At 43.8% G+C, this 16,768-nt stretch carries 15 protein-coding genes; 8 read left to right on the top strand and 7 right to left on the bottom strand.

Features of this window, described 5'->3' with window-relative positions; genetic code table 11:
* Window positions 1-74: 74 nt before the first annotated feature.
* The 3 genes from IGQ44_02145 to lnt all read right to left on the bottom strand — a co-directional run bounded on the left by IGQ44_02145 (window position 75) and on the right by lnt (window position 2,790).
* Window positions 75-365 carry a hypothetical protein gene (locus tag IGQ44_02145; GenBank protein HIK36780.1) on the bottom strand — a complete coding sequence of 97 codons (291 nt, stop codon included), beginning with the start codon at window positions 363-365 and terminating at the stop codon, window positions 75-77.
* A 307-nt stretch (window positions 366-672) separates the two neighbouring features.
* Window positions 673-1,098 carry a winged helix-turn-helix transcriptional regulator gene (locus IGQ44_02140; GenBank protein HIK36779.1) on the bottom strand — a complete coding sequence of 142 codons (426 nt, stop codon included), beginning with the start codon at window positions 1,096-1,098 and terminating at the stop codon, window positions 673-675.
* A gap of 141 nt (window positions 1,099-1,239) precedes the next feature.
* Window positions 1,240-2,790: an apolipoprotein N-acyltransferase gene (gene lnt / locus IGQ44_02135; protein HIK36778.1), complete on the bottom strand. Its 1,551-nt coding sequence runs from the start codon at window positions 2,788-2,790 to the stop codon at window positions 1,240-1,242.
* A 386-nt stretch (window positions 2,791-3,176) separates the two neighbouring features.
* On the opposite strand from lnt, the gene IGQ44_02130 reads away from it, so the two are divergent.
* Both IGQ44_02130 and IGQ44_02125 read left to right on the top strand, forming a co-directional pair.
* Complete coding sequence (locus IGQ44_02130; GenBank protein HIK36777.1) at window positions 3,177-4,292, top strand: site-2 protease family protein; 1,116 nt, start codon at window positions 3,177-3,179, stop codon at window positions 4,290-4,292.
* 203 nt (window positions 4,293-4,495) lie between these two features.
* Complete coding sequence (locus IGQ44_02125) at window positions 4,496-5,461, top strand: J domain-containing protein (GenBank protein ID HIK36776.1); 966 nt, start codon at window positions 4,496-4,498, stop codon at window positions 5,459-5,461.
* Here the strand turns inward: IGQ44_02125 and IGQ44_02120 are convergent.
* Window positions 5,458-7,002, bottom strand: a complete 1,545-nt coding sequence (locus IGQ44_02120; GenBank protein HIK36775.1) for a DUF4335 domain-containing protein — start codon at window positions 7,000-7,002, stop codon at window positions 5,458-5,460. The genes IGQ44_02125 and IGQ44_02120 overlap by 4 nt on opposite strands.
* Before the next feature lie 188 nt (window positions 7,003-7,190).
* On the opposite strand from IGQ44_02120, the gene IGQ44_02115 reads away from it, so the two are divergent.
* Window positions 7,191-7,490, top strand: a complete 300-nt coding sequence (locus IGQ44_02115) for a (2Fe-2S)-binding protein (GenBank protein HIK36774.1) — start codon at window positions 7,191-7,193, stop codon at window positions 7,488-7,490.
* A gap of 3 nt (window positions 7,491-7,493) precedes the next feature.
* Here IGQ44_02115 and IGQ44_02110 read toward each other — a convergent pair whose 3' ends face one another.
* On the bottom strand, window positions 7,494-8,525 hold the full coding sequence (locus tag IGQ44_02110) for a hypothetical protein (GenBank protein HIK36773.1): 1,032 nt from the start codon (window positions 8,523-8,525) through the stop codon (window positions 7,494-7,496).
* Between the two features lie 123 nt (window positions 8,526-8,648).
* On the opposite strand from IGQ44_02110, the gene groL reads away from it, so the two are divergent.
* From groL to IGQ44_02095, 3 genes are all read left to right on the top strand, one after another.
* Entirely contained in the window at window positions 8,649-10,274 is a 1,626-nt protein-coding gene (gene groL, locus IGQ44_02105; GenBank protein ID HIK36772.1) for a chaperonin GroEL, read from the top strand.
* A gap of 66 nt (window positions 10,275-10,340) precedes the next feature.
* Window positions 10,341-11,132: a hypothetical protein gene (locus tag IGQ44_02100; GenBank protein HIK36771.1), complete on the top strand. Its 792-nt coding sequence runs from the start codon at window positions 10,341-10,343 to the stop codon at window positions 11,130-11,132.
* A 100-nt stretch (window positions 11,133-11,232) separates the two neighbouring features.
* Window positions 11,233-12,327 carry an AbrB family transcriptional regulator gene (locus IGQ44_02095; GenBank protein ID HIK36770.1) on the top strand — a complete coding sequence of 365 codons (1,095 nt, stop codon included), beginning with the start codon at window positions 11,233-11,235 and terminating at the stop codon, window positions 12,325-12,327.
* 2 nt (window positions 12,328-12,329) lie between these two features.
* Here the strand turns inward: IGQ44_02095 and IGQ44_02090 are convergent, their stop codons facing one another.
* Complete coding sequence (locus IGQ44_02090; protein HIK36769.1) at window positions 12,330-14,132, bottom strand: diguanylate cyclase; 1,803 nt, start codon at window positions 14,130-14,132, stop codon at window positions 12,330-12,332.
* A 475-nt stretch (window positions 14,133-14,607) separates the two neighbouring features.
* On the opposite strand from IGQ44_02090, the gene IGQ44_02085 reads away from it, so the two are divergent.
* Window positions 14,608-14,937, top strand: coding sequence for an STAS domain-containing protein (locus IGQ44_02085; protein ID HIK36768.1), 330 nt, complete (start codon window positions 14,608-14,610; stop codon window positions 14,935-14,937).
* An 85-nt stretch (window positions 14,938-15,022) separates the two neighbouring features.
* Here IGQ44_02085 and hemL read toward each other — a convergent pair whose 3' ends face one another.
* Window positions 15,023-16,321, bottom strand: coding sequence for a glutamate-1-semialdehyde 2,1-aminomutase (gene hemL / locus IGQ44_02080; protein HIK36767.1), 1,299 nt, complete (start codon window positions 16,319-16,321; stop codon window positions 15,023-15,025).
* A 195-nt stretch (window positions 16,322-16,516) separates the two neighbouring features.
* Between hemL and IGQ44_02075 the strand changes: the two genes are divergently transcribed.
* Window positions 16,517-16,768, top strand: a 252-nt coding sequence (locus IGQ44_02075; GenBank protein ID HIK36766.1) for a sodium:solute symporter, incomplete at its 3' end; no start/stop codon positions are given.

Below are 16,768 nucleotides of genomic sequence, written 5' to 3'. Positions count from 1 at the left end.
TTACACGGCAGTATTACCCCCTAGTGGTTGAGACCACCAGGGAAGCCCCCTTTAGGGGGGTCTTCTATTCTATCTTACTTTTCAGGGCGGGGTTCGATTCTTTCCAGTTGCCAAAGAATCTGATTCCCCTCTCTTCTAACTCTGGAAACCAGCCAGTTACGCCATGGCCACTCGTCTCCCCTACTAGTGACGGCACTGGCGTTGATGTCCATCAAGTCGGCTAACTCCGAACTGGTAATCAGGTAGCCATTCTGGGAGATTTGGTCTGCAATTTGTAGAGTTTTAATCATGTTTTCCAATTGTCTAACCCTCTCGTCGCGACTCAGGTGTTCTCCCATGTTATTGCCGTTGGACAGTTCACTCATAATCCCTTAATTATTATTGCCTTTGCCTGTATTCTTTTGCCCATTGATTCTAACATTTATATTAGAAAAAATGAGCCCCTTTGAGCAAATTTTAACAGAAAAAAGACGCCAAATCCCCCCCCATTGTTCTCCCCCATTCCGTTGAATCTATCGGGGGGTTTCTGTTTTTTCTATTTTTTTTTCTCAATAACAGTGCTGCTTACGTAATAACACTTAATCTTCTGGCCTAGGAAAAAGAGGTATTTTAAAAAGGAAGTAAATTTTAGGAATTTCTCTGGGGAAAGGACAATCTTCTTACAGGGATTTTTCAACCATTCCCAGACTCCAGGTTTTGTTTCATCATTCTAATTTGTGCCAGTTGTTGATGTTGTTGTTGAATCTGAATGGAAAGGGAGTTGCATACCAAGTCGCACAACTCGAAGACAAAGGGGTTGGCAATTTGATAATACACGTGGATTCCCTTTTGAGTTCTAGAAACTATGCCGGCTTGGGCTAGAATCTTAAGGTGTTTGGAGACGTTGGCCTGCCCCAATTTTGTTTTTTCAATGATTTCGGTAACATTTTTTGGGCCATTTCGCAGACAGCAGACTATGCTTAGACGGCTAGTCTCTGACAACACCTTGAAAAAATCTGCTACCATACTCAGGGCAGCCGGCGACATTTCCGCCATCACACAATCGTATTGTCGGTTTTGGTTCCCATCGGGTGTCAACTCTATGTTACTAGTGTACATATAGGGTTTTAGCTAGTCACGAACACTATAGAGCACTAGTTTAATTCTATCAAGACTCATCAAAAAAAGCATTGTATCCCCGTGAAAAGGAGGAATTAATTTGTCTCAGTTGGCCTATTTAGGTATTTTTTTCTCCCCCTGTTATCTTATTTTTTTGCCGGTTTTCCAGTCAAAATCTTTGAAACCACCAGGGATTTTGGTGGCGAGGGGAGACAGGTTAACAACTAAAAAAGCTAGAAGGATTTTTAACAGCCAATCTCCCCATAAAAGATAAGGGGTAGTAGTTTGACGACGATAGATTAGATGACTGTGGGTTTGGTATTCATCTAATCGAGACAGCCAAAGAGTATTACCATGGGGGTCTATAATAGCAGAATAACCAGTATTAGTTGCCCTTGCCACCCATCTATCCATTTCAATCCCCCGCATCACATCCAAGGCGTGGTGTTGTAAGGGCATACTCCTACTATAATGGGCATTGTTGGCTGCACTGACAATAAACTCTCCCCCTTTTAAGGCTTGTTGTCGGAATACCTCACTAAAGGCAGAGTCGTAGCAGATGGCAGCAATGGCTTTGCCAAAAGGAGTATAAAATACCTGTTGCATGCTACCGGCTACCAGGTGGGTATCCAACGGCGATAGTCTTCTTATGATACCCCCAAAAATCCCCTCCAGTGGTATATATTCCCCCAAGGGCACTAGTTTGATTTTGTCATATCTAGAAATCACCATTCCTTCCCCGTCGATGCTCAATAAACTGTTGGCATAATCTTCCCCATTAAAAGAGTAAAATGCCCCTAGTAATATTGGGATTTTCTCCTGTTTTATGATTTGATTAAATTTTATTTTTTCTCGAATATCATCATAGAAAAAAGGCAAAGCTGTCTCCGGGGTTAACACCAAATCTACTCCCTCTCTTGCCAGTTTTATGTATCCCCTGGTATAGTTAACAATAGCCCTTCGAAATCCCGGGTCTTCTAGTTTAATCTCATTGGGTATATTTCCCTGAATAATCCCCACTTTCACCCCATATTCCGGCTTATCCGCCAAGGGTTTTTTGTAGATAGCATAGCCTCCATAGTGAGTTGAAAACAGTATCACAACCCCTAGACAGATATTAACTAATTTTTGGCCAGTATTTTTTACAACTCCCACTCCCGCTATGGCCTGGTAAAATAGAAAATTAACCAAGACTATAATACCAGTCACAGTGGTTGAGCCTGAGATTTTTAATAGTTGAAGGAGGTAGAGATTGTGTGGACTTTGGGTTAATGCTAGGGATGACCACCACAGGGGAGTATTACTCCAAATTGTCTCCAAAATACACCACAAAGTAACGCCGGCCATTGAGATAGTTACAGAAGGAGCAAAAAGACAAAATCCCCGCGAAATATAGCGAGAAACAAGGTTGATTCCCCCTGCCCAAATTGTGACTAAAAGTGCCCCCCATACAGTAATAAAAACCCAACAGAAAGTGGCAATCAAAAGACTATAAAACCATGGAACTCCCATCCAAGTCATGGGATGAATGCCAGTAATCCAAAACAACATTAACCCGTGGAAACCAACCCCCCATAAAAAGCCTGCTAAAATAGCTTGGAAAAAGTTTTTATCCACCGCCACAGAAATAAGAGGTACAATGGCCACAAAAGCAAGGGGGAAAAGACTAAATGGTGCCCCATTTAAACCCATGGCAATTCCCCCTATAATGGGTAAAATGAGCGAATTTTTATCGGCAAATAAATGAAGTTTTATCATTCTATAATTGTTCATCACGATATAGTTTTACTATCCAAATACTGGCAAACAGTAAAGGCCCATTGTCTGGGATTTGATTATCCCATGACTGGCTACAAATAATGGGTTTATAGAAAAAAATAAATGGGATAACCGGAACACCTCTAGACGGTTAACACCATATTTTTGTGAGCAGAGCCCTACAGGTATGATTTACAATAGAAGAGGTGAAGGGAGATAAAATTCGGCCAAATACTTGACAACAGGGAGCATTTAAACATCTGAATTGCCGGAATGATATCTCAGCCAAAAGGAATAAAAGAAAAGGAGATTTTTAGATTATGAAAGGAAGCATAAAGGTTGGGAATTTGTTTGGCATTCCCTTTTATATCCATCCCTCTTGGTTTCTGGTGTTGAGTTTGATGACTTTGACGTTAGGAGTGGATTTAGCCTATCAAACCAGTCTGCCAGGTATTCTCCCCTGGTTGCTTGGACTTTTGGCCTCACTACTATTGTTTGCATCCGTACTAGCCCATGAATTAGGTCACAGTTTTGTGGCCCAAAGTCAAGGGATAAAGGTAAAGTCAATCACCCTATTCATATTTGGCGGCTTGGCAACCCTGGAAAAGGAATCCAACACCCCCCTTGAGGCTTTTTTGGTGGCTATTGCAGGGCCTGTAGTAAGTTTGATTATATTCAGCATCTTGTTGTTCATAGAAACTCATGTGGCAATGCCATTATTTTTACGCTCTATAGTATCCCTATTGGCGACAATTAATCTTATCCTGGCATTATTCAACATGATTCCCGGATTACCCCTAGATGGTGGCAATGTTTTAAAGGCTATCGTATGGAAGATAACAGGCAATCCCCAAAAAGGGATAATTTTTGCGGGCCATGTGGGAGAATTTTTCGGTTGGACAGCAGTCATGGTAGGATTATTAGGCACACTGGGTATTATCCCTTTTGGTAGCATCTGGACGGCCCTAGTAGGTTGGTTTTTATTACAAAATGCCGGCATTGCCGCCCAATCTGCCGAAATTGAAGACAGACTCAAACACTACCTAGCCAGGGAAGCAGTAACACCCAACAGTCCAATTGTACGAGGAGATTTAACTATCAGGGAATTTGTCAACGAGTATATCATAGGGAAAAAAGCCTGGCAGAGATTCCTGGTAACCGATGAAAATGGCATCCTCATAGGAGTTATCCCAGTAGAAAAATTACGCACCATCCCCACATCCCAGTGGAATGAAATTCGAGTAGCAGAGGCAATGAATCCCAAAGATGACATAAAAACCGTGGTAGAAACCGTTTCCCTCCTAGAAGTAGTCAGACTATTAGAGCAAAATAAAGAATCAGAAGTCACCGTAGTCCGGGAAGACGGGTATGTGTTAGGCTTAGTGGAAAAACAGGGCATTATAAACTTTCTCCAGTCTAGGCTGCAGACCAGTTAGAATAATTCTCTTAGCTAACAACCTAAAGAAGTACTAAAATAATTCTGATATGATCAGTCAGAGTAGCCATAGGCAGGGAAACCTGTAGTAGAGTTGGGAAGGAGTAGCCTATCATGATAAAGATAAACGGGCATTTAGCTGGCAACTCCAACCCAGTTTTAGCCACTGGTGTCAGTTTGATGGAATATCCCAGGTAGTCGAAAATGCCAAGTCCACGGACAGAAGTGACCAATTATTATCAGATACTAGGAGTATCGCCATCAGCCTCTGCAGAGGAGATAAAAAGGGCATTTCGTAGTCTGGCAAGACGCTATCATCCCGATGTCAATCCGGGAGACAGGAATGCAGAAGAGATGTTCAAACAAATCAACGAGGCTTATGACATTCTCTCCGATCCCATAAAACGACAACAGTATGACAATTCTCTCTTTGGTGTAGCCAGACGGCGGCTAACAACTTCTGGGAAAAAGGGGGGCGGATTTCCTTTTGTTGCTGGTAATATTACTAATTTCTGGCAAAATGATGAGCGCCCTAGCGACGGCAATGGAAACCCCCACGGGAAAACTCCTGTTTCTCGCACCCCTGCTAATAATTTCAGCGATTTTCGTCCAGGCAATACGAAAACCGTCAAACCAGTGCCTCCCCTCCGTCAACCAAAAGACATTGAAGCCCAATTGAGTCTCCCCCTCCTAAAAGCCTATAAGGGAGGAAGGGAAAGGATTAGACTAGAAGACGGACGCTCTTTAGAGGTGGATATGCCCCCTTGTATGTATCATGGCCAAAAACTTCGTCTGAGGGGACAGGGCATTAATGGGGGCGACTTGTATCTTAAAATTCTTATTGAGCCCCATCCCTTCTTTATTCTAGAGGGCTCAGACATCCGATGTGAGATACCCATTACCCCGGCAGAAGCAGTGTTGGGGGGTGCCATTGAAGTGCCCACCATTGACGGTTTGGTTAAAATGAATCTCCCCGCTGGGGTGCAATCAGGACAGGTGTTAAAATTGGCCAACAAGGGTTATCCCAACATTCGTGGGGAAAGAGGAGATCAACTTGTAGTGATCAACATTGTCACCCCCACTCAAGTCAGTGAGGAGGAAAGACAATTGTACCAAAAAATCAAAGAAATAGAGACATTCAATCCACGTAAAAACCTTCTAGACATTTAACCCCCTGGCCACTGCAACTCTTGCAACTCCTCAAAGGCTTGAACCGTGCCATCAGGGCTTAAAATTAATCGGATAGTCAGGGGGGAATCCTCATCGCCGGGGGGGGAGACTATTTTTTCTCCTAGCAGGGGCATGCCCGTCTTGTCCAAATATACCACCGCAACTTGTCCTATTGGTGTAATCTTGGCAACTGCACCCTCGGGATTGATTTCTAGGCGATACTGAATACTCTGTCTGAGACTTTCGGGGGGTAGCCAACGGGAGGAGAAATACTCTTTTATCTGGCCAATTAATAGGCTATTGTCTTTTCTGCCCTCCACCACTGGGTAGGGAGAAAGAGATTCCAAATTAGAGATTGTCTTGGAAAGGGTGTCATTGGCGAAAAGAGGGGGAGAGACACCCTCAACACCACCATCAACATTGCCGTCAACCCCACTTTGTGGAGATGGGGCATCTTTTTGAGGGGATAATACTGGCAACTTGGACAATCTTATGGGCAATTTAGGCTTTTCCATAGGCGGGGATTCAGGGCTTGGCGGTTGAGGGGCAGGGGGTAGGGGCTTATAATCCATAGCCCTTATAGGGGATTGGGTGATAGGGGTATTGGAGGACACCCTCTTGGTGGGGGGAGATGACGGAATGGTGGAAAAAGTGGGTTTTTTGGACGGAACAGTGACGGCGGGGGCAGAATTGGAAATGGAGGATGGGGGTTGGAAAGTAGGTTGTAGAGGCTTATGCTCCATGGAGCCTACAGGGGATTGGGAGACTATTGGGGGTTTTCTCACTGGCGGTGGTGGTGGCAGAGGGGGTAGGTTTTGCAGATTTTTAGGCAGTGTTGGTGTTATCACCTGGGGTAAATTTTTCTCATCTAGGGGAGTGGGGGGTAACACCTTGTGTAATTCGTTGTTGTCAGTGGGAGAGGTAGTGTTGGTTCCCGTCTCCGTCTTACTCTCACTAATTGGAGGGTTATTCATTGACTCCCTTTCATAGTACCACCACCAGCTCCCCACACCGGTGAACACTAAACTGGTAATCAGTATACTCAAACCTAGGTGGCTGGAAATGCTTTCTTTCCTTTCCCGACTCTCGCAAGCATCCTGGTAGTAGGCTTCCAGGGCATTTAACAGGTCTAACAACTGTGTATTACTTAGGACTATGTTCAAGGTCTCCTGCTCTGATTCCCAGGACCTATAATAGAAACGATGACTGTATTCCGACTCCCTGCTAATACAAATATACTCCCCCTGAGCCTGCTGTGGCGGCAAGTCACATTTTTCCCCCTCTGGCAGCAAGTCGGGTTTTGCTAAATACTTTTGGATATAGTCGTTTACCTCCTTCCTCAATTTTTCCAACAAGGTGCGATCGCCTATTATTTTCCCCTGTTCCCCCTTACGTGGGTCTTCGAATTGCAGTTGAAAGCTAAAGTATTCCGGGAAAGACTGATAGGGCCACCTGCCCCAGAATGACTGAGGATTGTAGATTTGTAGGGTACAGGTGGGGGGAGTGTAGTGTCGGAAGAAATGGGAATAATTGCAAGTCATAGTTGACAGTCCGATTTGGCCAGTGGGGCGGGCACACCAGGCAAACTTAGGTCATGTTTCTATGTTAAAACAGCCACAGTTCTTTTGCCCCAGCTATTTTTGTTTAGAATGTCTTAATATTAAGATATAAAACTTTACAATTACTTTACAATTGAGGTAAGGGTAAAAACAAAGCAAAGGAGGGAAAAATGACTACCATCAAGTTTGTAAATGAAAACAAGGAAGTGGTGGTGGCAGAAGGGGCAAATTTGCGGAGAAAGGCCATAGAAAATGGGGTTGACATTTACAGGTGGCGGGGAAAACTGATGAATTGTGGCGGCTATGGACAATGTGGCACTTGTATTGTAGAGATTGTGGAAGGAATGGAGAATCTCTCGCCAAAAACCGATTTTGAGCTAAGAAAATTAAAAAGAAAACCAGAAAATTACCGTCTAGCGTGTCAAACCCTGGTAAAAGGGCCCGTGGTGGTCAAAACTAAACCTCAATAGCCATTAATCCCCTACAATACGTAAGCGTATACTTTTGCAGCCCTGTTGGTCAAGGGGCACTTCTATTACCTCCCCAGTTAGTTTTTCTAGACAGCTCAAAAGGGAGCGTAAATTGGGAGTACTACTCCCCGTTTCCACATAGAGACGATCTGCCAAACCCCCCAGTTTCTTCCACAGGGTGTATAATTTGACCACAACTTGTTCTAGTTGAGTGGCCTGTTTTACCAAATCAGCGGTAAGACTTAAACAGTCTAGTCTCATAGCCTCCTCTAGGGCGGCAGATATGTCTACAGGAGAATTTTTAAGGGTTTCTACCCGGGCTACTGCGTCAAAATACCTACTTAAGCTCTTAGCGGTAGATGTCATTTGTTTAACGGTGTCCAAATAGGGATTGGATTCGATTTCCCTTTGAATCTCCTCCACTTGCGGCGGTGGCAGCTTTTCCAACTCCTTTACTAGTGGTGCTAAATGACGTGGTGGTAGACTTCCATCTACTGCTTTTTCTTTGACAGTGTCGGGCAACAATTCCGAATTAATGGCGGTGTATTCTTCTGTGAGTTGTTTCACCTCCCTGCGGGTGATGCGTTTGCCTTTTTTTGCCTCCTCCCCTACCAGTTTTTGAATCTCCGGTTGCGCCTTAGCGGTTTCCAGAAATGCCCTTTTACTGAAGTTGTTAATGGCTTCAAAAGATAAATTTCCCTCTGCTAACAAGGCATCCGCACTGTTAGCCAACTGGATTAGGGCATAGGCTTGGCTTTTGGTAATGTCTTTTTGTTTTAACCAGTTGAGAAAACCACTTCCCCTCCCCTCGCCGCCTATTTTTTCCCTATCCCTTACTGCCCTTAGAATTCTACCTCTCCATATATCTGTCTGTAGGTCAAACCGATCGCATACCCGCCACACATCATCCACTCTTCGGAAAAACTCCTCTTCCTCTATCTCCTCGTCATGGGGATCTGGTAATTCAAATTGTAGTTCCGCAGTTACAGATAAGGCCTCAACTATCTCTGTTTGGGAAGGTTGTGTTTCTGCCATAGTTCACAAGTAAACGGGAGACTAAAGACTTGTTTGTAGAGAATATCACAAAAAGCTCCCCCCCTTTCCCCAAGAGTGCTAAAGTGATATGAGGAATAAATACCACTAGGATAAATTGTATTTATGGCCAAAATTGTATCCTTCAAGGAAGAGTCCAGAAAGAATCTAGAAAGGGGAGTAAATGCCCTAGCAGATGCGGTTAAGGTAACATTAGGCCCCAGGGGCAGGAATGTACTTTTAGAAAGAAAATTTGGCCCCCCAGAGTTGGTAAAGGATGGGGTAAGTGTCGCCAAGGAAATCGAATTAGAAAACCCCCTGGAAAATGCTGGTGCCCGTTTGGTTAAAGAGGTAGCCTCCAAAACAAAAGACGTTGCTGGCGATGGCACCACCACTGCTACAGTTATCGCCCAGGCTATCATTAGACAGGGATTGAAAAATGTAGTAGCTGGCGCCAATCCCATCCCTCTTCGTCGTGGCATTGATAAGGCTATCTCCCTTCTGGTTAAAGAAATTGCCGCCATGGCCAAACCAGTAGAAGGGGAGGCTATCAAACAGGTAGCCACTGTCTCTGCTGGCAATGACGAAGAAATTGGGGGTATTATTGCCGATGCCATAGCCAAGGTTACCAAGGATGGTGTTATCACTGTAGAGGAATCTAAATCCCTTACCACCGAAGTGGATGTGGTAATGGGGATGCAAATAGATAGGGGTTATATCTCCCCCTACTTCATCACCGACCAGGTAAAACAAATTGTAGAATTAGAAAACCCCTATATCCTCATTACCGACAAAAAAATTAGTTCCATTACCGACTTAGTGCCCGTTTTGGAAAATGTAGCACGAGCTGGCAGGGCACTACTGATCATTGCTGAGGATGTGGAAGGGGAAGCCCTAGCCACTCTTATTGTCAACAAGGCCCGTGGTGTCTTAAAGGTAGCCGCCATTAAAGCCCCTAGTTTTGGCGAACGTCGTAAGGCTATACTAGAGGACATTGCTATCCTCACTGGTGGGCGTCTTATCTCTGAAGAGGTTGGCTTGACCTTGGAAGATGCTAGCATTGACATGCTGGGACAGGCCCGCAAAGTTACCATTGAAAAGGATAATACCGTCATTGTGGCCAATGGCGCCAACCAAGAAGCCATCCAGAAAAGGGTGGCCCAACTTAAAAAGGAATTGGCACAAACTGATTCTGAGTATGATACAGAAAAACTACAAGAACGCATCGCCAAACTGGTGGGGGGAATAGCCGTCATCAAGGTGGGCGCCGCCACGGAAACCGAAATGAAAGAGAAAAAACTACGCTTTGAGGATGCCATTAATGCCACCAAGGCAGCCGTAGCTGAGGGAATTATCCCCGGTGGTGGGGCAACCCTTATCCATCTTTGTCCCAAACTGGAACAATTAAAAAACAGTCTCACCGACGACGAGGAGAAGATTGGCGTGGACATTGTAATCAAGGCCATTCAGGCGCCTCTGGCTCAAATTGCCCACAATGCCGGCGTGGATGGGGAAGTGGTGGTGGAAAAGGTAAAACAAGCCCCAGATAATATTGGTTTTAATGCCCTCAATGGCCAATACGAAGACCTTCTGGCGGCTGGTATTATAGATCCTGCAAAGGTAGTACGCATTGCCCTCCAAAACGCTGCCTCCATTGCCGGTTTGGTTTTGACTACCGAGGCTGTGGTAGTGGAAAAACCCACCCCCGCCAAGTCTAAACCCGGCAACGACATGTCTGACATGGACTTTTAGTCATCCCACCCCCCTTCCCCCCACTACCCCCTCCAGGGGGGCCACCCTTTCCAATTGTGTGTCGAAATGTCGAAAAAATTGGCTCTTTTCCTAATAATAAATCCCCTCTTTCTGCTCCTCACATTCTCCCCCGCATTTGCCGGAATACTACAAGATAGAATTAACCAATACCCTCACTGGGAGAGTCAGATATTGTTGCTGAACAATCAGCAAGATTTATACTTCCCCGAATGGTTTGAGGGAGAATGGGAGGTCACTAGTGTTTTGGAGGAACAAATTGCCCCTATGGCCCCAAAATTAGTTACTCCCGGATTTGAAAACAATAAGAGATATTTGAACAAAGAAGTTAACTTTGAGGTAAGATACATTCGGGATAAAATTGCCCCAAAATTCTCTCTGTTTTTCCCGGATACATTTTCCAGTAAGGAGGTGATCGTTGCAGATAGGGCTTTTAATGGCCTGGCCATTGCTAAAGCCTATTTGGGAGAAGAGAATGTGCAATCTGTAACGGTAAACCCCAAAAATCCAAATGAACAAACTACTATACTTACAGAGAACAACAAACTAATATCAACAGTAATTGGCAGACAACAAGAAACAGTTTCCCCCACCAGATTTATCACCTGCGAAATCACTAGACAGTTTTTTAGCAGCCCAGAAGGGGTGTATAAAAATGAACCTATATTGTATGTAAACCTGGTAGAGACCTTGACTGATTATAACCTTGTTGAGCCCAATTTAATTAGAGCAAAACAATGGACTGCCATATATTTATCCTGGGAAGATCCAGATTATTTTTTGGCATTAAATAGGCCTGTAGCACTTTATTTTTACAACATCGAATTGAGGAAGAAATAGAGAGGGTTTTGTATCAAATTTAACTGAATGATTCCACGGTGGAAGAAAAAAAATGCTATAACATAGGGGAAAATATCATCACTCACCGCAGAAGAATAAAATGTCATTAGCCTTAGCTAAATCGGAGGGTAGTAGGGTATCAGTTTCCTTATCTTTGTTGATGGTTTTTGCCTTTGTCACCGCCTGGTTGGGGGATAAATACCATTTGCCCATCACTTGGCTACTGATGCCCCTATTGTGTGCAGTACTATTTGTAGTATTTCAAAAGAAATCACTGCCACTACCAAAATCCATCAATGTCGTGGCCCAAGCTATAATTGCCCTGGTCACCGCTAGTCGTTTTTCCCCGGATACCCTTTTACAAGCCAAAGATTATTTTCTCCCCCTACTGTTGTGTATTGTGGTAACCGGGAGTCTGAGCCTGCTTAATGGCTATATAATCCATAAATTGGCCAAAATCGACGCAGCTACCAGTTTTTTAGGCTGTATACCTGGGGCTGGCCCGAGTTTGGTGGCTATGAGTGAACAGATGGGAGCAGATGCCATTGCCGTGGCTGTGTTACAATACCTGCGAATCCTCATGGTGTCTATAATTATCCCCCTTATTGCTACCTTTTTCCTCTCGGGAATGGCCCCCTCTGGTAAACAATTTGGTATTACAACCGTAATAAACAATCGGCCCTCTCTGCCGCCACTGTTGAATATTTGTCTAGTGGCCATTTTGTTGACTGCAAGTGTGTGGTTAGCGAAGAGAATTTCAATTCCCTCTAATCTGTTTTTAGTCCCCTTTTTCTTTGGTTTGTTGGTATTTATTCTGTTTCCTTATCAAATTCAAATTCCTACTCCTATTTTCAGAGGAGCCTTATTCTTCCTGGGTTTAAGCATAGGTTTGAAATTTGAAACCGAAACAGCACAAAAATTGCTAAATGCAGTACTACTAGAAGTAGTGTTAGTGCTACTACTGATCTTTGCTTGCTTCTTAACGGGGCATCTGTTTCATCTTATCACCCATATTGACCCCTTGACTGCCCTATTGGGTTCGACTCCTGGTGGTATAACTGCTATGATGGCAACGGTGGTGGAATTGGGAGGGGATTGTGCCCTGGTTTTAACCATGCAGATGACAAGGATGCTTCTGATATTGATTCTCAGTCCTTTTCTGGCTTCCTACCTGTTGAAGGGGAGATTCTCCTAGCCTTACCAATCCCCTTCATATTCCGCTATGGTATAGCCGTTACGCCCATTCCTCTTGGTAACATACAGTGCCTCATCCGCCCTTTTCAAAAGGGATTCCAAATCCTCTCCATGTTTTGGGAAAAGGGAGATGCCAATACTGGTAGAGGTTTTAACGGTTATCTTGTCGAAAACAAATGGACGGCGGACGTTGTTTATAATTCTCTCTACAATCATTACTAGGTTTTCTAAGGAGGGGATGTCACAAGCGAGTACTACAAACTCATCTCCTCCCCACCTGGCAATACAATCTTTTTTCTTCAAACACCCTTTCAGTCTTTCGGCAAAACTTTTCAATAGTAAATCTCCTATATCATGGCCATAATTGTCGTTAATCTCTTTAAAATAGTCCACATCTAGAAACATCAAGGCCATTTTACTATTTGTCTGTTTGGCATTCCTCAGCATTTTTGAGGCGTTTTCCCGGAAATAATTCCGCTTGCACACCCCAGTTAAACTGTCATGATACGCCATGTATTTTAGTTCTTTTTCCAATTTTTTCCTCTCACTAATGTCCCTAAAAACGGAACAGTAAACCAACTTATTGTGGTAGCTTATTAAACTGACACTTAACTCCACATCTACAGCGGTATTGTTTTTGGCTTTTAGTTTTAATTCCTCCCGAAAACAGCCACCAGTTTCCCTTAATACCCTAAGTTTGTACTTCAAATCCACAGCAACATTTTCTACCAATTCCAGGAATCTTAAGTCAGTTAATTCCTCCACGCTGCGGCCCAGAATTTTGCTGGCGTAGGCATTGGCTTCTATAATTTGATATTCGTCGGATGTGAAGACGAGTATTCCCTCTTTAATTTGTTCCACTACGGCGCGGTATTTAGCTTCACTATCCTTCAGCTGAGCCTCTGCCCGTTTTCTTTCCGTAAAGTCAAAAATGTAAGTTCTAATCACCTTTAAATCTGGTAGATAATGGGTGTATTGTTCAAAGATTCTGTCACCGTGACGCACTTCTCTGACAAGAAGGTTGCCGTGGACAGTATACTGTGAAGCCAGAAAAATACCATCGAAGAGCGGATGATTTTTTCCTTGCAATCTTAAGTCGGGGAATAGGATAATAGCTGCCGGATTATAATAAGTGATTTCTCCTTGAAGGTTTAATTCTATGATGGGATAGGGGCTCAATTCGGCGAAGGAGTCTACTTTGCTTGCCGAGTCTGACTTTCTCTTTTCCTCCTCAAGTGCTTCTTTTGTATCGTTTTCATCCAGAGTAAGAGTGTTTTTAGAGAAATCTACAATGGCTTTTTCAGAGACGATTTTGCCAAAACTTTCTGTCAGGAGTTTCTGTTTTTCTTCCAGGTTATTTTCTATTACAAAGTAACGAGCCAATGTTTTGGGGCTAAAATAGATTATGTCTCCGTGTTCTAGAATCTTGAAGATGTACTTTTTTCTGTTGACTATTAAGCCGTTTTTACATCTTTTTCCCGACAAAGTCCCATCAATTATTTTATAGAAGTAGGTATTATTTTCCCCATCGTATTCCTTGATAAGGGTAGCCTGGTAGCGGGAAACAGCTGCGTCTTCAACGAGTATATCTGCATCTTTCCGGCGCCCTATTTCATAGACAGGCTTATGGAGGTGGAAAAAATTATAGTTATCCCCCTCCCGAATTATAAGAACATGTTTATATTTGTCACTTTCGGCCCCCATTTCCATAGGCAAAACAGAATATTGATGCTTACTTATGTCTATTCCCCCGCTATTATTCTCCCAATATTCTTCGGCCCTATTTTTGGCCACTAAATGTAACATTTTTTTTCTTAAAAGCTTGGCTGGCTCTCTCACTATTGCTTAATACAGAATACAGTTATATTATAAGGTAATATACAAAGTTTTTTTAGAAAAAACAGTTTTGAGTTTTGTAAACCCATAGGTAGGAGGGTTAATAAGTCATCGGACTGACTTGTGCCCCTGGGACCATGTTAATACCAAGAGTCGATAAACGGAGTCATATTTAGAATTATTTCACATAGGTGTGGAGAAAATGTGCATTCTTCCATAGTTATATTCTCCCCCAAAGGGCTATATTGTATTCTGTGATACAATATATAGGGATGGTGTTTGGTGTGGTAGCCTGTTAGCTGGCGGAAGGGGAAAGATTAAACAAAAGTGGGCAAAAGGTGGAAAAAAGTATTATTATTATTCCCAAAACGGGAGATTTTTTGAACTGGCGAATATAAATCGACGGAAATAAAAAAGAATCTTATTGGATGAGGAGTGAAGGAATATGAACAAGAGGGAAATATTCAAGCCAACGGGTATAATAGACCACACAAACCAGGGTCAGTTTGAGGAGAAACTGCTCAGCTTAATTGAAAACAGTAGAGAAAAGGAAATTATTGTGGATTTTAGCGAGGTGGAGTTGGTGAACTCCAGTGGTTTAATCGCGTTGGTGAAAGCGTATCAGGAAGCGAAAAAACGGGGGAAGAGTCTCTATCTGACGAATGTATGCCCTTCCGTTAGGATGATTTTTGAGATTAGTCGTTTGGATCAAGTTTTAGGGATAAAAGAGGACAATTATGAAAAGGTGGTAGATGATGTTTCCCTGGTAGCTTAGTGGAAAAAATAAGGAGGGTAGCAGGTATTTTCTGAGAAAAAATGTCCCCCACAAGGGGGCAAAATATGGTGGAACAAACGACTCACTATATTAGTTTGAAAACTTCCTCAGCTACGGCTAGGGTTTTGTCTATGTCTTCTTCGGTATGGGCAAGGGAGGTAAAGCCGGCTTCAAATTGGGATGGGGCCAAATAAATACCCCTCTCCAGCATGGCGCGGTGGAAACGGGCAAATTTGGCGGTGTCGGACTTCTTGGCGTCATTATAGTTGCGCACTGGCCCTTCAGTGAAGAATAGGCCAAACATACCGCTTATATTGCCGCCGCTGACTTGGTGTCCAGCTTTGCGGGCGATTTCTAACAGGCCGGTGATGAGTTTATTAGTGATTTTTTCCAGATATTCATAGGTGCCGGGTTTTTGGAGCAATTCTAGGGTTTTAATGCCGGCAGTCATGGCGAGGGGGTTACCAGAAAGGGTGCCAGCTTGATACATGGGGCCTGCGGGTGCTACCATGGACATGATTTCTTTTTTGCCACCATAGGCGCCGACAGGTAAACCACCACCGATAATTTTACCTAGGGTGGTTAGATCGGGTATGACGCCGAATTTGGCTTGGGCACCCCCATAGGCTACACGGAAGCCAGTCATCACCTCGTCGAATACCAACAGGGCATTATTCTCCTGGGTAAGTATCCTCAAGCCTTCCAGGAAACCGGCATCGGGGGGGATAAAACCGGCATTGCCCACTACAGGTTCTAATATTACTCCGGCGATCTCATTTTTGTGCTCCATGAACAGTTTTTTTACCGCCTCTAGGTCATTGTAGGGGGCAGTGAGGGTATCGGCGGTGACAGACTTGGGCACGCCAGGGGAGTCGGGCAATCCGAGAGTGGCAACCCCCGAACCAGCTTTGACTAGAAACATGTCCCCGTGTCCATGATAACACCCTTCGAATTTGATGATCTTGTTTTTGCCGGTATAGGCACGCACCAGTCTTAACACGGAGATACAGGCTTCGGTGCCAGAGTTAACAAAACGCACCATTTCAATACTGGGCACCGCTTCTATTACCATTTGTGCCAGGATGTTTTCTTGGATACAGGGGGCACCGAAACTAGTGCCTTTTTCTAGGGCCTCTTTGAGGGCTTGAATTACCTCGGGATGAGCATGTCCGCAAATAGCTGGCCCCCAGGAGCCTACGTAGTCGATATACTGGTTACCATCCACATCCCAGATATATGCTCCTTTTACCCTATCGAATACTATAGGTTGGCCACCCACGGACTTGAATGCCCTTACGGGGGAGTTAACACCGCCGGGCATTAGTTTTTGGGCGGCGGCGAAGATTTCTTCTGATTTTGTAGTTTTAAATGTGCTTGTCGTAATCAAATCTATCTCCTCTTTTTCTCCACATTTTTCATGATCCTCCTATTTTACTCTTGTATGGCTTTTGGGCACAATCTTCTTTTCTTCTTGTAACTGGTATTAAGTACATGCATATCATTAAAAAAAATTGCTACTGTTAATTTTGGTGTGTTTATTGTAGAGTTTTGATAAGGTTGCCCCTTCTGGAGGAGAGGAATGAACGGGTTGTTTCTGGGAATTCTGGTTTATGTTGCCTTACAACTGGTAATAGGTTTTGTAGTATCCAAAGGCATTAAAAATGAGAACGATTATCTGTTGGGGGGAAGGTCACTAGGTTATCCCCTAGCGATATTTTCCATTTTCGCCACCTGGTTTGGGGCAGAAAGTTGTGTGGGCACAGCAGGGGCAGCCTATGCGGAGGGTTTGGCGGGGGTTAGGACTGATCCCTTTGGTTATACCCTCTGTTTG

Origin of the sequence: Geminocystis sp. M7585_C2015_104 (assembly GCA_015295805.1) — a bacterium.
GTDB lineage: Bacteria > Cyanobacteriota > Cyanobacteriia > Cyanobacteriales > Cyanobacteriaceae > DVEF01.
Note: the sequence above shows the minus strand (reverse complement) of the source record. Positions and strands in the feature narration are given on the sequence as shown.

Bases quoted from the DNA above. Each gene is read 5' to 3' on its own strand.
- groL (HIK36772.1), top strand. From the start codon at position 8,649: ATGGCCAAAATTGTATCCTTCAAGGAAGAGTCCAGAAAGAATCTAGAA.
- IGQ44_02090 (HIK36769.1), bottom strand. From the start codon at position 14,132: ATGTTACATTTAGTGGCCAAAAATAGGGCCGAAGAATATTGGGAGAAT.
- lnt (HIK36778.1), bottom strand. From the start codon at position 2,790: ATGGGTTTAAATGGGGCACCATTTAGTCTTTTCCCCCTTGCTTTTGTG.
- IGQ44_02145 (HIK36780.1), bottom strand. From the start codon at position 365: ATGAGTGAACTGTCCAACGGCAATAACATGGGAGAACACCTGAGTCGC.
- IGQ44_02125 (HIK36776.1), top strand. From the start codon at position 4,496: ATGCCAAGTCCACGGACAGAAGTGACCAATTATTATCAGATACTAGGA.
- IGQ44_02110 (HIK36773.1), bottom strand. From the start codon at position 8,525: ATGGCAGAAACACAACCTTCCCAAACAGAGATAGTTGAGGCCTTATCT.
- IGQ44_02120 (HIK36775.1), bottom strand. From the start codon at position 7,002: ATGACTTGCAATTATTCCCATTTCTTCCGACACTACACTCCCCCCACC.
- IGQ44_02095 (HIK36770.1), top strand. From the start codon at position 11,233: ATGTCATTAGCCTTAGCTAAATCGGAGGGTAGTAGGGTATCAGTTTCC.
- IGQ44_02115 (HIK36774.1), top strand. From the start codon at position 7,191: ATGACTACCATCAAGTTTGTAAATGAAAACAAGGAAGTGGTGGTGGCA.
- IGQ44_02130 (HIK36777.1), top strand. From the start codon at position 3,177: ATGAAAGGAAGCATAAAGGTTGGGAATTTGTTTGGCATTCCCTTTTAT.
- IGQ44_02085 (HIK36768.1), top strand. From the start codon at position 14,608: ATGAACAAGAGGGAAATATTCAAGCCAACGGGTATAATAGACCACACA.
- IGQ44_02140 (HIK36779.1), bottom strand. From the start codon at position 1,098: ATGTACACTAGTAACATAGAGTTGACACCCGATGGGAACCAAAACCGA.
- IGQ44_02100 (HIK36771.1), top strand. From the start codon at position 10,341: ATGTCGAAAAAATTGGCTCTTTTCCTAATAATAAATCCCCTCTTTCTG.